Source organism: Mesonia maritima, assembly GCF_042433895.1.
In the GTDB taxonomy this organism is placed as follows: Bacteria; Bacteroidota; Bacteroidia; order Flavobacteriales; family Flavobacteriaceae; genus Mesonia; species Mesonia maritima.
Window position 1 is genome coordinate 73,718 of sequence record NZ_JBHLUA010000021.1, and the last position, 15,025, is coordinate 88,742.

The 15,025-nt window shown below is 34.1% G+C and carries 12 protein-coding genes; 2 read left to right on the plus strand and 10 right to left on the minus strand.

Annotation, left to right across the window (positions count from 1 at the left end; translation table 11 throughout):
- Window positions 1-53: 53 nt before the first annotated feature.
- Both ACFFGL_RS12905 and ACFFGL_RS12910 read left to right on the plus strand, forming a co-directional pair.
- The gene (locus ACFFGL_RS12905) at window positions 54-791 is read left to right on the plus strand and encodes an MlaE family ABC transporter permease (protein ID WP_309729932.1); all 738 of its coding nucleotides are present in this window, start codon (window positions 54-56) and stop codon (window positions 789-791) included.
- A complete protein-coding gene (locus ACFFGL_RS12910; RefSeq protein WP_309729930.1) occupies window positions 791-1,555 on the plus strand; it encodes an ABC transporter ATP-binding protein in 765 nt (254 codons plus the stop codon). Before ACFFGL_RS12905 ends, ACFFGL_RS12910 begins: the two co-directional genes overlap by 1 nt.
- 1 nt (window position 1,556) lies before the next feature.
- Here the strand turns inward: ACFFGL_RS12910 and ACFFGL_RS12915 are convergent, their stop codons facing one another.
- From ACFFGL_RS12915 to porU, 10 genes are all read right to left on the minus strand, one after another.
- On the minus strand, window positions 1,557-2,987 hold the full coding sequence (locus ACFFGL_RS12915) for a DUF389 domain-containing protein (RefSeq protein WP_309729928.1): 1,431 nt from the start codon (window positions 2,985-2,987) through the stop codon (window positions 1,557-1,559).
- Between the two features lie 2 nt (window positions 2,988-2,989).
- A complete protein-coding gene (locus tag ACFFGL_RS12920; protein WP_309730088.1) occupies window positions 2,990-4,069 on the minus strand; it encodes a mannose-1-phosphate guanylyltransferase in 1,080 nt (359 codons plus the stop codon).
- 12 nt (window positions 4,070-4,081) lie between these two features.
- A complete protein-coding gene (locus tag ACFFGL_RS12925) occupies window positions 4,082-4,678 on the minus strand; it encodes a SprT-like domain-containing protein (protein ID WP_309729925.1) in 597 nt (198 codons plus the stop codon).
- Window positions 4,679-4,681: 3 nt separating this feature from the next.
- Window positions 4,682-5,365: an SDR family NAD(P)-dependent oxidoreductase gene (locus tag ACFFGL_RS12930; protein WP_309729923.1), complete on the minus strand. Its 684-nt coding sequence runs from the start codon at window positions 5,363-5,365 to the stop codon at window positions 4,682-4,684.
- Between the two features lie 3 nt (window positions 5,366-5,368).
- Window positions 5,369-6,316, minus strand: coding sequence for a M20/M25/M40 family metallo-hydrolase (locus tag ACFFGL_RS12935; RefSeq protein ID WP_309729920.1), 948 nt, complete (start codon window positions 6,314-6,316; stop codon window positions 5,369-5,371).
- An 81-nt stretch (window positions 6,317-6,397) separates the two neighbouring features.
- Window positions 6,398-8,116 carry a pyruvate dehydrogenase complex dihydrolipoamide acetyltransferase gene (locus ACFFGL_RS12940; RefSeq protein WP_309729917.1) on the minus strand — a complete coding sequence of 573 codons (1,719 nt, stop codon included), beginning with the start codon at window positions 8,114-8,116 and terminating at the stop codon, window positions 6,398-6,400.
- Between the two features lie 6 nt (window positions 8,117-8,122).
- Entirely contained in the window at window positions 8,123-9,121 is a 999-nt protein-coding gene (gene pdhA, locus ACFFGL_RS12945) for a pyruvate dehydrogenase (acetyl-transferring) E1 component subunit alpha (RefSeq protein WP_309729914.1), read from the minus strand.
- Between the two features lie 97 nt (window positions 9,122-9,218).
- Entirely contained in the window at window positions 9,219-9,701 is a 483-nt protein-coding gene (locus ACFFGL_RS12950) for a cytidine deaminase (RefSeq protein ID WP_309729911.1), read from the minus strand.
- Window positions 9,702-9,787: 86 nt separating this feature from the next.
- A complete protein-coding gene (gene porV, locus ACFFGL_RS12955; protein WP_309729908.1) occupies window positions 9,788-10,951 on the minus strand; it encodes a type IX secretion system outer membrane channel protein PorV in 1,164 nt (387 codons plus the stop codon).
- A 41-nt stretch (window positions 10,952-10,992) separates the two neighbouring features.
- Window positions 10,993-14,823, minus strand: a complete 3,831-nt coding sequence (gene porU, locus ACFFGL_RS12960) for a type IX secretion system sortase PorU (RefSeq protein WP_309729906.1) — start codon at window positions 14,821-14,823, stop codon at window positions 10,993-10,995.
- Between the last annotated feature and the right edge of the window lie 202 nt (window positions 14,824-15,025).

The window sequence follows — 15,025 nt, forward strand, 5'->3', positions numbered from 1 at the left end:
TTAAATACTTTGGTAATTATTTTTGCTATTTTAGCTTTACAAAAATTCAGTAAATGAAATACCTTCAGGATATAGGTCAATATTTCATAATGATTAAGAATATATTCAGAAGAATGACCAAAGCTTCTGTTTTACGCCAATTAATTTTTAAGGAAATTGATGATTTAATGATCAACTCTTTAGGAATCGTAATTTTTATATCTTTTTTCATTGGTGGTGTTGTAACTATACAAACGGCACTTAACCTTAACAATCCGCTAATTCCAAAAAGTTTAATTGCATTTACTGCAAGGCAATCTATTATTTTAGAATTTTCACCCACATTTATTTCTATTATTATGGCGGGTAAAGTGGGTTCTTATATTACTTCAAGTATAGGAACAATGCGCGTTACCGAACAAATAGACGCCTTGGAAGTTATGGGAATAAATTCAGCAAACTATTTAATTTTTCCAAAAATAATAGCGATGCTTACGTATCCTTTTATCATCGCTATTTCTATGTTTATGGGCATTTTAGGCGCCTATATGGCAGGAGTTTTAGGTGGTTTTGTGGCTGGCGAACAATTTTTAAGCGGTCTTCAAGAAGATTTTATTTCATTTCATTTGGTTTACGCCTTTATTAAAAGTTTCTTTTTCGCTTTAATTTTAGCGACTATTCCTGCGTATCACGGTTATTATATGAAAGGTGGAGCTTTAGAAGTTGGACAAGCAAGTACGACTTCTTTTGTATGGACGAGCGTTGTTTTAATTATCGTAAATTATATATTAACCCAATTATTGTTAAGCTAATGATTAAAGTAGAAAATTTACATAAAGGGTTTAATGGCGAAGAAATTTTAAAAGGAATTACCACGGAATTTCATCAAGGAAAAACCAATTTAATTATCGGTCAATCCGGATCTGGGAAAACCGTATTTCTAAAATGTTTACTTGGTCTTTTTACACCTGAACAAGGAACAATTGAATATAATGGAGACGCCTACTCTACTTTAACGCAAGAACAGCAAAGAGAACTTCGGAAGGAAATGGGAATGGTTTTTCAGGGAAGCGCTCTATTCGATTCGATGACAGTGGCCGAAAACGTGATGTTTCCCTTACGGATGTTTACCAATCAGAAAAAAAAGGTAATGATGGATCGCGTTGATGAAGTTTTAGAACGCGTAGATCTTCAACCCGCAAAAGCAAAATACCCAGCAGAAATTAGTGGCGGAATGCAAAAACGTGTTGCCATAGCGCGTGCGATTGTAAATAAACCAAAATATTTATTTTGTGATGAACCAAACTCTGGTTTAGATCCAAGATCAGCTATAATGATCGATAATTTAATTCAAGAAATTACTCGAGAAAACGATATTACTACGGTTATTAACACGCACGATATGAACTCGGTACTCGAAATTGGGGAAAATATAGTATTTCTTCAAAAAGGAGTTCTGGCGTGGCAAGGAAACCACACACAAATTTTTAAAACCGATAATGAAGCGGTAACCGATTTTGTGTATTCTTCAGATTTATTTAAAAAAGTAAGAGACGCGCAATTAAAAGGACTTTAATTTAGTTCAAGCTTTTTACAATTAACGTATCCAATTTTAATTTATACGCTAACCATTCTTTAAGTTTCAGTTCATTTTTCACTTTATCCGCTTTTGATATTTCTTTTTTCCAGCGAAGATCAAATTCAGGAATCGTATCGATTGTATTGAAATTTGAAACCAATTTATCAGCATAGCTAAAACTCTCTAACCCTTCATAATTTATTTTGGCTTCTTTCGAAATATTGGCAAACGGAATTTGTTGTTGTTCATACTTTGAGAGTTTTGAAAGTTCACTTTCTAAATATGAAATACGCTCATCTTTATTCATTAAACTAATTGAATCGCGTCGTTTAAACTCTCGCATATATTGAAGTTGATCAAAAGATTCTGTATTTTCATTCTGAAGAATAATTAAAGAAGCGTTTTTTAAATAACCGTAGCGTTTCATCTTTTCACGCCATAATCCAATTACTGAATTCGGAATTTCTTTTCCCATAAATGAAACTTCAATTTTAGGATCGTTTCCGGAATTATATTCTGCTACTGTTGCATTTTTCTGAAGAAAAGATTCATTGTAAACCATAAGTTCCTCATCAACAAACTTTTTTGCATCTTGTTTAAAATAAGATTCTTGAAGCATATTATAAAATAAATATACACTCGGAATCATCACAATAATCGCAATAATTGAAGCGACTTGCGCAATACGTTTTCTTCGTTTGGAATTCGCATATTTTACCAACGGAAAACCTAACAGTTTCGCTACCAAAAAAGTTGACAAAGCTATAAAAGTTGCATTAATGGAAAATAAATATAAGGCTCCACCAGCATCTGAAAAATTACCTTCAGCCAAACCATAACCAACCGTACAAAGCGGCGGCATTAAAGCGGTAGCAATTGCAACACCAAAAATAACACTAGCGATTGTCCCTTTTTTTGTCTTCGCAACAATTAACGCTAAACCACCAAAAATTGCTACCAACACATCTAAAACGGTAGGGTAAGTTCTTGCTTCAAGTTCGGCATTACTTCCTGTTAAGGGCGAAATCGTAAAATATAAAAAGGCTGTGAGCACACTTAAGCCAACCATTACGCCTAAGTTAATAAGTGATCTTCGTAAGGTATCAATATCATTAATTGCAACGGAAAGCCCTATACCAACAATTGGCCCCATTAAAGGTGAAATAAGCATCGCACCAATAATTACAGCGGTACTACTTACATTTAACCCGATGGATGCTACAAAAATTGAAAAAATTAAAATCCACGCGTTATGACCTTTAAACGGAATATCTTTTTTAACCGCCTCAATGGTAGAATCGCGGTCGGTATCGCTACGAATATCGAGTAATTCAGAAAGAAAACTCTTTAAACTTTTAGCTGTCCCTTTTAAATCTTTCGATAATTTTTGATTTACCGCTTCTTGCTTTTCGTCTTCAGATGTAGCCATTTTTATCCTAGTTCTTCTCCGAACTTTGCTTGAATTATTTCTCTAATTTTTTTTATTTCTTGTTCTTTCTCTTTAGGAAAGATAAGTAAAACATCTTTATTTTCAACAACAATAAAATCTTTTAATCCATCTATTGCCACGACTTTATCTTTCTGGGTGCGAATGATATTCCCTGAAGCATTTTCTAAATAAAGTTTCGCATTAATTACTACATTATCATTCTCATCGTGTGGTAATTCTTTATGTAATGAACCCCAAGAACCTAAATCATTCCAATCGAAATCGGCGGGTAACACACAAACGTTTTCAGCTTTTTCCATAATTCCGTAGTCAATGGAAACATTTTCAGCTTTTGCGTAATTTTCTTCTAAAAACGCTTGTTCCTTTTCGGTGTTTAATTTCTCTATTCCTTCAACAAAAAGTTGATACATTTCTGGCATGAATTCTTCAAAAGCTTTGGTAATCGCTTTTACACTCCAAATAAAAATACCGGCGTTCCAAGCGTAATTCCCTTCAGCTAAAAAAGATTTTGCCGTAGCGTAATCGGGTTTTTCGGTAAACTTCAGAACTTTTTTTACTGCTGAAATCTTTTCATCTTTATATTGAATATAGCCGTAACCGGTGTTCGGAAAAGTTGGTTTTATCCCTAAAGTCATTAATAATTCTTCACGTTGACAAGCATCATAAGCGGTTTGTAAATTTCTGGTAAACGCGTCTTCATCTTCAATCCAATGATCACTTGGGGCAACCACCATTAACGCATCAGAATTTTCTTTTTGAATTTTTAAAGCCGCCAATAAAATACACGGTGCGGTATTTCGCATTGCCGGTTCTAAAACGATTTGGTTTTGCGTGATCTTTGGCAATTGTTCTTTTACCAAATCTTCATACAAACTATTGGTAAGCACTAAAATATTTTCTTCAGGAACTATTTTTTTTAAACGGCTGTACGTTTTTTGAATAAGCGTTTGCCCGCTTCCGAGCATATCATGAAATTGCTTCGGAAAAGATTTTTTACTCACCGGCCAAAATCGTGAACCAACTCCACCAGCCATAATAACCGCATAATAATTACTGTTCATCATTCCTTATTTTTAAACTTTTACCAATTCAACTTCTGCGTTTGGTTGAAAAATATAAACTTTTCCGCTAGAAATCTCGACGCATTCGTAGCGTTTTATTCTTTTTTTTCCTTTTCTAAAAACTTTTCCGTTATAGATCCTAAACGTGCTACCCGTAGGAATTTCAAATATATAGTTTTTATTATTCTGCGGATCGAATTCTTTTAACGCAACCGATAATCTAGCATCGGTATCGCTACTTGCTTTCGGATTTTTAAAATGTGTGGCAATTAATGGAAGTAATCTCGACGGAAAAATCGATGGATTTATAAACGGAAGCATTAATTGCTGAAACGTATATTTCCATTCTTTTCCGTGTGGTTTTATATAACGACCATATTTTTTGAAGGCTAAAAAGTGAGCGATTTCGTGAATTAATGTAATTAGAAATCGATACGGATTTAAATTAGCATTTACCGTAATTTGAGGCGCTCCATTTATTTCTCGATAATCACCGTGACGCGTTTTGCGTTCATTTACGATTTTTAAATGAATATTATATGCTGCAATTAATTGAAACGTAGGATCTACAGCACGTTCAGGTATGTAATTTGAAAGAATTTCTTTCATTAATTAGGGTGTAGAATTAGAAACTTGCAGTAATTTCCCGTTATACAATTCATGTCCGTTTAAAGAAAAATCCGCAATATATTTCGCCATTTTTTCTGCTGAAACCGGCGCTTGATATCCCGGAAATGCTTCTTCTAACATTTCAGTTTGTACCGCTCCCAAAGCGAAAACATTAAACGACGGACCGCTTTCTTTGTATTCTTCGGCTAAAACTTCGGTTAACGTAATTACTGCGCCTTTACTTGAACTATATGCTGATAATCCCGGGAATTTCAAACTTCCTTGAACGCCACCCATACTACTAATGGTAAGTACGTGGCTTTTTTTATGCATAAACGGAATTAGTAATTTCGTAAGTTCAAAAACGCCAAAAACATTCGTTTTATAGACTTCTTCAAATTCAGCTGAGGTAATTTTAGTGAAAGGTTTATTTACTAATTTTCCGGCATTATTAATAAGTACGTCAACTTTTTCCCATTTTTCGGCAATAAAAGTTTTTACTTGTTGAAGATCGCTTTTATTATTAATATCAAAAGAAAATGGGGTTACATTCTTTAAATTAAGTGATTTTATAGGTTTTTCATTTCGTGATAAAGCTAGAATTTGATGACCTTGTTCTGAAAGAATTTTCACCAACTCAAAACCAATTCCTCTACTCGTTCCTGTGACAATAATATTTTTCTTCATAAATTATTGTTTCGTATTTAACTGAATTTCTTTTGTAGCTGTATTTGCAATCGCTTCGATACCCGGAATTATTTTAGCAAGCAGATTTTGCATGTGTTCATAATTCATTAATTCGGCTTCATCATCGACGTGATGATAATATTCATAATTTGAAAAATCGAACGTGCATAAGGTTTGCGCAGGAATATTCAATTCTTCGTAAAATGGATAATTATCGCTTCGTTTAAATAATTGAAATTCTTTTGCCTTCGCAAAAAAACCAAAAACCTCAGCATCTGCATATTCATTAAACTTTTTAGCAAAATTAGATTCCTTGAAACCGGTTAAATAAGCTTCATAAGATTGATCGACTAACGGAACGCCAATCATTTCAAAATTCAACATTGTGTAAATATCTACCTTTTCTTTTTTCAAGCGTTTTGCTAAATGTTTAGAACCGATTAAGCCTTCTTCTTCCGCAGAAAATAAAACAAACAAAATACTCCTTTTAGTTTCTTTATTTGCAAAATACTTTGCTAATGCTATAATTGAAGCTGTTCCCGCAGCGTTATCGTTTGCACCATTCGCAATAGAATCGCCAGCTACGGTTTGTTCTTCATTTACAATTCCGATATGATCGTAATGAGCGCCAAGAATAATAAATTCATCTTTTAATTTTGGATCATTTCCTTCTTTTAAAGCGATTAAATTATAACCAGTTTCACCTTTATACTGAAAAGAATCGCGATAAGTTTCATAAAATGGTTGTACATTATGTGTGCTAAAAATAGATTCAATATACTGCGCAGCTTCTTCTATCCCTTCGGTACCGAACTTTCTTCCGGCTAAATCATCTGAAGCTAAATAGTGTAAAGTTTCTTTTAGAGAATTTTCAGCAATTTCATCTGGAATTACTTGCGAATAATTTACCCAAGAAATTAAAAGGAAAGACAGAATAAGTATATTTTTCATTGATCAAGATTTTCGTTCAGGTTTAAAGATAAAAAAATCCCGCTTTTACACGGGATTTTTCACTATATAATATTGATAATCTTAGGCTAACATAGTAACCGGATTTTCGATATATTTCTTAAACGTTTCTAAGAATTTTGCACCAGTCGCACCATCTACCGTTCTGTGATCGCAAGCAAGCGTAACCTTCATTGTATGGCCAACTTTTATTTCGCCATTTTTAACTACCGGCTTTTCTACAATCGCACCAACCGATAAAATAGCTGAATTTGGCTGATTAATAATGCTGGTAAATTCTTCAATACCAAACATTCCTAAATTTGAAACTGTAAATGTACTACCTTCCATATCTTTAGGCTGTAATTTTTTGTTTCTTGCTTTTCCGGCTAGATCTTTTACGTTTGAATTGATGGTCATCATCGACATCTGATCGGTAAATCGTAATACTGGAACCACTAACCCTTCTTCTACCGCAACAGCAACACCCACGTGAATATGTTTTGCAATTTTGGTAGCATCGCCAGTCCATTGGGAATTAACCTGCGGATGTTTACGCAACGCCATTGCCGAAGCTTTAATTACCATATCATTATACGAAACTTTCGTGTCTGGCATTTCATTGATTTGCGCGCGCGATTTCATCGCGTTTTCCATATCTAACTCAATCGTTAAATAATAATGGGGCGCGTTAAATTTAGATTCTGAAAGTCGTTTGGCAATTGTTTTTCGCATTTGCGAATTTTTAACCTCTTCAAAACTTTCTTCACCTGCAGGAACGTAAGGTTGCGCAGCAGATTCTTCCGATTTTGCTGCTTTCTTTTCAGCAGGTTTTTCTGAAGGTTTGTAACTTTCGATATCCTTTTTAACGATTCGTCCGTTTTCACCACTACCTTTAACATCAGCTAAATCAATTCCTTTTTCTTCGGCTATTTTTTTAGCTAAAGGTGAAGCAAAAATACGATCGCCATCACTATCGGTATGTTGTCTATCTCCAGAATCTGAACTTTCGCTTTCTGAAGAAGTTTTATCTTTCGATGCTTTATCTTCTGAAGATTTTTCCTTTTTGTCAGACTTTTTAGATTTCTTGGAAGAACCACCAGATTTTAATTGATCTAAAAATTTAGAAACATCGGTTCCTTCCGGACCAATAATTGCTAAAACTGAATCTACCGGAGCGCTTTCACCTTCATCGATTCCGATGTGGAGTAAGGTTCCTTCATAGAAAGATTCGAATTCCATGGTGGCTTTATCGGTTTCGATTTCAGCTAAAATTTCACCTTCTTCTACGCTATCGCCTTCTTTTTTCAACCATTGTGCAACGGTACCTTCTTCCATGGTATCAGAAAGTCGTGGCATTTTTACCACTTCTACATCCTCTGGAATTTCACCATCTGCATCTTCGTCACTTTCTTCTTCATCATTTTCATCTGAAGAATCATCTTTTTCTTTTGAAGATTTTTTATCGTCCTTATCCTTTTTATTTTTATCTTCATCTTCAGCATCGTTATCCTTTTTATCAGATTTTCCTTCAGCTTCTTTTATGAGGTCTGAAATATCTTCATCTTCTTCACCAATAATTGCCAACAAAGCATCAACCGGAGCACCATCGCCTTCTTCAACACCAATATAAAGTAAAGTGCCGTCATAGAAAGACTCAAACTCCATGGTTGCTTTATCGGTTTCTATTTCAGCTAAAATATCGCCTTCTTCGACTTTATCGCCTTTTTGTTTTAACCATTTTGCCACAACACCTTCTTCCATCGTGTCGCTTAAACGAGGCATATTTATAACTTCAGCCATAATTTTTTATAGTTTATGTGATAAAAACGGATAGTCTTCTTGCTCGTAAACCACATCGTACATTACGCTGGTTTCAGGGAAATCTGATTCATCTGCAAATTTCTCGCATTCTTTTACGCGATCTTTTACACCTTTATCAATTTTCTTGATTTCATCTTCAGAAGCCCAACTATTTTCTTGTATTTTTTCTAGAACTTGAGAAATAGGATCGATTTTCTGGTATTCTTTTACCTCATCTTTAGTTCTATATTTTTGTGCATCACTCATAGAATGACCGCGATAACGATAGGTTTTCATTTCTAAAAATGTTGGTCCGTTACCCGAACGTGCTCTATCGATCGCTTCATCTAAAGCTTCTGCAACTTTAGCAGGATTCATAGCATCTACAGGTCCGCAAGGCATTTCATAACCTAAACCAAGTTTCCAGATATCTTCGTGGTTTGCGGTTCTTTTTACGGAAGTTCCCATAGCATAACCGTTATTTTCTACACAGAAAACTACCGGCAATTGCCACGTCATCGCTAAGTTTAATGTTTCATGAAGTGTTCCTTGTCGAGCAGCTCCATCACCTAAAAAAGTCAAGGTTACATTGTCTCGCTTAAAGTATTTATCACCAAAAGCGATTCCGGCACCTAATGGAATTTGCCCACCGACAATTCCGTGACCTCCGTAAAAACGATGCTCTTTCGAAAAAATGTGCATAGAACCTCCTAAACCTTGAGAAGTTCCTGTTTTCTTTCCGTAAAGTTCTGCCATTACTTTTTTAGGATCAACGCCCATACCAATGGGTTGCACGTGATTTCGGTAAGCGGTAATCATTCTATCTTTTTCAAGATCCATCGCGTGTAACGCTCCGGCTAGAATGGCTTCTTGACCATTGTATAAATGGAGAAATCCTCTTACTTTTTGCTGAATATAAACTTGCGCTAATTTGTCTTCAAACTTGCGCCAGAACAACATATCTTCGTACCACTTAAGGTATGTTTCTTTGGTTATCTTTTTCATGAAATTATTTTTTATGCCGCTCACGAATTAAAGCGGAAAACAAAAATAAGATAATATGCGTTAAAGGAAAAACTCTTTAAGCTTTAATCGGAAAATTTTACAGAAAGCTGCTATCGAATGCCAACGGAAGTATATTTACAAGAGAATTTGATTTATAAATTTTTCCGCTTTCTCCCATAAAATATATCGCAATAGGCGATTTTTGCTTGTATTCATATTCAGCAATGGCTTGTCTGCACGAACCGCAAGGCGGAGTTGGCTCTGTAATTTCTTTTTGAAGTGATTTTACAGAAATTGCCATCGAAAGAATTTTTTGCTTCGGAAATTTGGAACCTGCATAAAAAATAGCGGTTCGTTCTGCGCATAAACCTGAAGGATAGGCTGCGTTTTCTTGATTACTTCCGGTAATTATTTCTCCATTTTCTAATTGGATAGCTGCGCCGACAAAGAAATTGGAATATGGCGCGTAAGCATTATCTCTTGCTTTAAATGATTCTTCCATCAGTTTTTTAGCATCTGTGGGAAGTTCATTTAAATTTTCAAAAACTTGGAGCTTGGTTTGAAGATTTAATTCTTTCATCTTTCTAAAATACGTATTCACTTTAAAACAAAAAAGTACCGGATAGAAATTCGGTACTTTTTATATTCTAAAATCTTTAATAAGATTTAATATTCTCTATATTTTTCTCCGAAGTTAAATGACAAACTAAATCGTAAACTTCCTTCTAATGGATTGGTTACTGATTTTGCGGTAGAGAAAAGATAAGAAACATCTATTCGTGTAATTGAATATTTAAAACCAGCACCTAAGGTTAAGAATTTTCTAAATCCTTTTACATCACTTTCATTAAAATATCCTAAACGAAATGCAAAACTATCTTCGTACCAATATTCTGCTCCTAAAGCCCACGTAATTTCTTTTAATTCTTCACTGAAACCATTTGGCGCATCACTCCAAGAAGAAAGCATTGCTCCAAAAGAACTTTCATTATAATAATCGTCTTCTCTATTGATTACACCATCATTATTCGAATCGCTTGGTGTAGGAACTAATAATTTATTAAATTCAGCATAGGTTCCGATAGTATTTGACGCATCTAAGATGAAATCGAAACCGGCTCCAGCTTTAAAATTTGTTGGAATAAAACTTTCTTGACCGGCATCATCATACTTAATTTTTGGGCCGATGTTTGAAATATTAATTCCACCTCTCCAGCGCCCGTTAAAATTATCATACGCAATTTCTTCACTTTGATAAAATGCTGAAATATCTACGCCAAATGAGTTTGCTGCAGAAGCATCTGCATTACTGGTTTGCAATCTTAAATCTGACCGAATGTAACGCCCTGTTACTGCCATTGAAATTTGTTCTCCTAAACGTAACGCGTAGGTTAAATCAAAAGAAACTTGGTTAGGCTTTAAAATTAAGGCTTCTTGCTCGGCGGTTTGGCGCGATTCAATTTCACCTAAATTAAAATAACGTAAACTTGCAGCAAATGCGCTACGTTCATTTATTCGGTTATAATAATTTACTTGGCCTACGTTTATATCATTTACCAATTCACGTAAATAAGGAACATAGGAAATTCCTACACCTTGTTGATCTTCTACAAATGCATATTTTGCGGGATTCCATTGTTGCGAATAGGTATCTGCTGAAGTTGCCACACCCATATCTGCCATTCCCGATGCTCTCGCGTCTCCTGAAATTAATAAAAACGGAACTGCGGTTGTTGGAACTCTATCAGATTCTGTGATCTCGTCTTGAGCTTTTGCTTGTGAACTTAAAAGAATGGAAAATCCTACAAGTAAAAAAGTTATTTTTTTCATATCTTATTTTAATGTTTGGCAAATATATAGTTTTCTATTTATTAGAGAATAACGAGCTTTTCAAATTTCTCTACTTTCTTATTTGTTAAGGTTGATTTTACTGTTAATTTATAAACATAAACTCCTTTCCCGATTCGATCTCCAAAATCATCTCGACCATCCCAAGTAATATCTCGCGATAGAAAGCCGTCAGTATTAATGACTTGATTTTTAGTCCACACAACTTTTCCGGTTACAGTGAAAACTTGCACTTGAACTTCTAATGGCTCAAAAGGTCGATTATGATTAAACCAAAATTCTGTATACGTGGTAAATGGATTTGGATAATTCAATACCCTATTGATTTTTAACTCGTCATCACCAGTTACCATAAATTGTATCTCCGCTGTACTTGAATTATTATAAACATCCCAAGCTTTAAAAGTTAAGGTATGTAAACCTTCATCCAAATCGCGCAATTTATAATTTACGCTTCCTTTTGTATAATCATCGACTTCTGTCTCATAATAATCGTTTACTACAAATGGATCGGTTTCGTCTCCATCTAAAATTGCGACTAAATCATGACCAATTCCGCTTGCGGTATTAATTCCATTTTCATCGGCTAATTTTGCCAATAAAAATGGCGAACTATTGGTAATTCCGCCGGAAACAAAATTTTCATCATTCATGTATAGTTGTATCTCTGGACCTTTGTTATCTTCCGGTGCATTTTCATTTATTCCACCGACAAGAATAGAAGTATTATACCCTTTATTATCTTGTAACAATTGATTACGCTGAGAATAAAAACTTACGCGACCCTCCCCGACAGGAATTTTAATATCTTTTGGAACTACAAATTCAAATTCGAATTCACCGTTGGTAACCGAAGCTTGGCCTCGGAAAATACTTTCTCCTAACGTGGTAAAATCAAAAACACCACTACCATCATTATTTAATGTACTTCTATCGATACGTTTATCAAAAATTACACTTGATAGTATTCCGTTATAATTTGTGACTCTAGATCCATTAGCATAAACTAATTCTCCTCTCATTTTAATTTTACTTAAAGCTTTTAAAGTATCGACTTGCGGAGAAGAAATAGGAATATCATTAATATGAGTTAAATTAATTTCTGGATCTGGCAAAGCTAATTTCATAGCTGGATCACCGAAATAAAAAATGGTTCTTCTATCGGGATCTGTGAGATCATTTTTGGCTAAGCGAACTGCTTCTGCAATAGTTACTTCTTGATTATCATATTGAAATAGATAAGGAGCTAATTTGAAATTATAATCAGCGCCGGTACTGACGAAAATTTTTCTCACAGTTGAAACCATAGCAACCGAACCGCCATTATTGTTCAGTAAATTATATTCACCTGGTGAAAGTCGTAAAGGATTATCAAAAATTGTAAAATCACACGTTATGGTAACAAACAAATTATATCGATTTTCATTTTGCCAGTTTTCAATACTCTCAATAGTAACTAGACGTTCTGCCGCTAGGCCGTTTTCTCCTCCATGCCCAAAATAATTAACTACACACGCTCCAACCTCTACCGCTTGATTAATTGCTTCGTTTGCTTCAGGATAGCGGAAACCGCCAGAAGAAGATACCTGCTGGTAAGAATCACTATGAATTTTCTTTACATTTATAAAAGGTTGATTTTCTGAAATATCATCTCCCAACTCGTCAAGTTTAACCTGCAGGTCAAAATCATCTCCACCATTTCCTCTTTTATCGGCATCATCAGAAATTAAAACAAAATTATTTCGCCAACTTCCGTAGGAAACTTTACTCTCATAATCGAAAATCTTATCAACTAATATTTTAGCCGTTTGTGGTGAATCTGCAAGGATTCTTCCCACCGCAATATCTAATTTTCCGCCGAAAATACTAGCACCTTCGTTGGCATCCATTAATCCATAAAAATCATCTGAAGGAGTTGTACTTGGGCTTGTACTAAAACTATCTAAACTTTCAAAAACTGGTACAATATTATTGTTATTCTGCAAACGGTTTTTATAATCTACCGATCCGTCTCCAAATAAACAGACATATTTTATTCTATTAGTTGAAGAAGAAGCGTTATCATAAATGTATTTGATGAAATTTCGAATAGCACCAATATCCTGCTTTCCGGAGTTAAATTCAGTATAAATATCTTTCGTTAAAACGACCTTTACATTTAAATCATCTTTCTCTCTTCTATACTGTGCTAAACGATTTGCTTGCTGCAACAATAATTCTGAAGTGACAATTACATAATCTACATCTTGAAATTGGCCTTGATTATTTTCAAAAACAGTTCCTTTTAAATTTATATTATCGACTTGAGCATTTGCTTCTTTTAAAGGTGTATAAAAATTAGATGAGGGAATTGCTATATAATTTCTCCGTTCACCTAAAGTAGATTTGAAGCTGAAATTCGATTGATTTTGTGTATTTTCAATGTAATAGACATTATAAAGATCGGTAATATCCCAAACTTCTTGAATTGAAGAAGCATTTTGAATAACGTATTCTCCAATTCCTGAAGTTGTAGCAGCGTCTTCCCAAGTAAATTCTAATTGGGAATTTGTCGCGCGAAGTTCTCGTTTCGCTTTTACGTTTATATAATCCACATAAGCCAAACTTGCAGGATTTCCCCCATTATTATAAGTCAGCTTTACATTTATATTAGAAGAATTTACAATTAACTGATTAGAAATTGTAGAATCGTCAGCAAAATTGTCATCGGTTATGGCACTAAAAGTAGAAGTTCCGAGTTCTTCTCCATTTACAGAAATTTTCATTGAAGTTGAAGCTTCTGAAGCGGAAACTGTATTTATTCTGAATTCAACAGGTTCAGAAGTAATCAAATTTTCAAAAGTAAATTCAAATTCTTTTTCATTTTCGACATCAAATCGATCGCCAAACCATCTTCTGCCGGTTTTCACAATACTATAATCATCTATTTCATGATATTGGTAATCATCGAAAGTTGTAATGGTGGTTGTCGCATTTCCTGTGGGTTGAACAAATGGCGCAATTCTTTTTCCATAGTTTCCATCTGCAGTTATAAAATAATAAGACCGGTTGGCATATAAATTTAGATTGGTTAAATTTTCTTCGCTCCACTCATCATCTACAGCTTTTGCATAAAATAGAATATAATCTTGTGAGTCGAAACTTCCATCGTTTCCACCTACTACACGAATAGAAGTTTCAGGAATATCGTAGTATTCGTTTTCACTATTTTGCAATGGCAGCATATCGCCACCGTGACCATGAATTTTTAATCTTCTCGGATCAATAGAAGAAACATTCATTCCCAAACTACTTAAAAAGCTTCGGGATAATTTATAAACGCCTGATTTTTCAACATAAAAACGAAACCATTCTCCGTTTGCTAAAACTGAATTGGTTACAGAAGGAGTCGAAAAGGTTACATTTCCATCACGTGCCACTCCTTTTGTATATTGAATTGAAAAGGAAGTAATTTTCTTAAAAACACCATTTTGCTTTACTATAGGACTTAATTCAAATTGAAAGTATGAAACTTCTCTTGCCTTAGAGGCAAACATTTTGAAGTTTGGAGTTGAAGGTATACGCGATTTATCTAAATTATTTAACTTTGAAGCAGAAATTACTTCATAAGAAATATTCGTCAATTCTGAAGAAATTATATTTCCAGCTTCTTTCCATTGATTGGTGTAAGAAATCGTTTGTTCGGCTTCATTATAATTAAAAAATTGATTACCAAACCCCGGAACAAGTTTACGTCCTTCTTCAGGCGAAGTTGAAACATCTTTTTCTTCATTCCAGCTTATGGAAAATTGCTTTTGCTGCGCGTTTAATGTAAAAAAGAAACCTAAAAAAAATATGGTGTAAAGAAACTTCATCGCTAGAAATAACGTTAATTAAATAATTGTATTATATTTAGACCCACAAAATTAATTTATTTAGTAGATATAAATACTAATCTGAAAGAATTAACGTTATACAAAAGAGAACGCAATAATATTAAATGCTAAAATAATAAAACAAACTTGTTAATTTAGCGTTAATTGTTATATTGCAAACCCAAAATTTTACAAACTTAAA

Excerpts from the sequence above, each read along its gene's own strand:
- ACFFGL_RS12905 (WP_309729932.1), top strand. The coding sequence starts at position 54 with ATGAAATACCTTCAGGATATAGGTCAATATTTCATAATGATTAAGAAT.
- ACFFGL_RS12915 (WP_309729928.1), bottom strand. The coding sequence starts at position 2,987 with ATGGCTACATCTGAAGACGAAAAGCAAGAAGCGGTAAATCAAAAATTA.
- ACFFGL_RS12930 (WP_309729923.1), bottom strand. The coding sequence starts at position 5,365 with ATGAAGAAAAATATTATTGTCACAGGAACGAGTAGAGGAATTGGTTTT.
- porU (WP_309729906.1), bottom strand. The coding sequence starts at position 14,823 with ATGAAGTTTCTTTACACCATATTTTTTTTAGGTTTCTTTTTTACATTA.
- pdhA (WP_309729914.1), bottom strand. The coding sequence starts at position 9,121 with ATGAAAAAGATAACCAAAGAAACATACCTTAAGTGGTACGAAGATATG.
- ACFFGL_RS12950 (WP_309729911.1), bottom strand. The coding sequence starts at position 9,701 with ATGAAAGAATTAAATCTTCAAACCAAGCTCCAAGTTTTTGAAAATTTA.
- ACFFGL_RS12925 (WP_309729925.1), bottom strand. The coding sequence starts at position 4,678 with ATGAAAGAAATTCTTTCAAATTACATACCTGAACGTGCTGTAGATCCT.
- ACFFGL_RS12910 (WP_309729930.1), top strand. The coding sequence starts at position 791 with ATGATTAAAGTAGAAAATTTACATAAAGGGTTTAATGGCGAAGAAATT.
- ACFFGL_RS12935 (WP_309729920.1), bottom strand. The coding sequence starts at position 6,316 with ATGAAAAATATACTTATTCTGTCTTTCCTTTTAATTTCTTGGGTAAAT.
- ACFFGL_RS12920 (WP_309730088.1), bottom strand. The coding sequence starts at position 4,069 with ATGAACAGTAATTATTATGCGGTTATTATGGCTGGTGGAGTTGGTTCA.
- ACFFGL_RS12940 (WP_309729917.1), bottom strand. The coding sequence starts at position 8,116 with ATGGCTGAAGTTATAAATATGCCTCGTTTAAGCGACACGATGGAAGAA.
- porV (WP_309729908.1), bottom strand. The coding sequence starts at position 10,951 with ATGAAAAAAATAACTTTTTTACTTGTAGGATTTTCCATTCTTTTAAGT.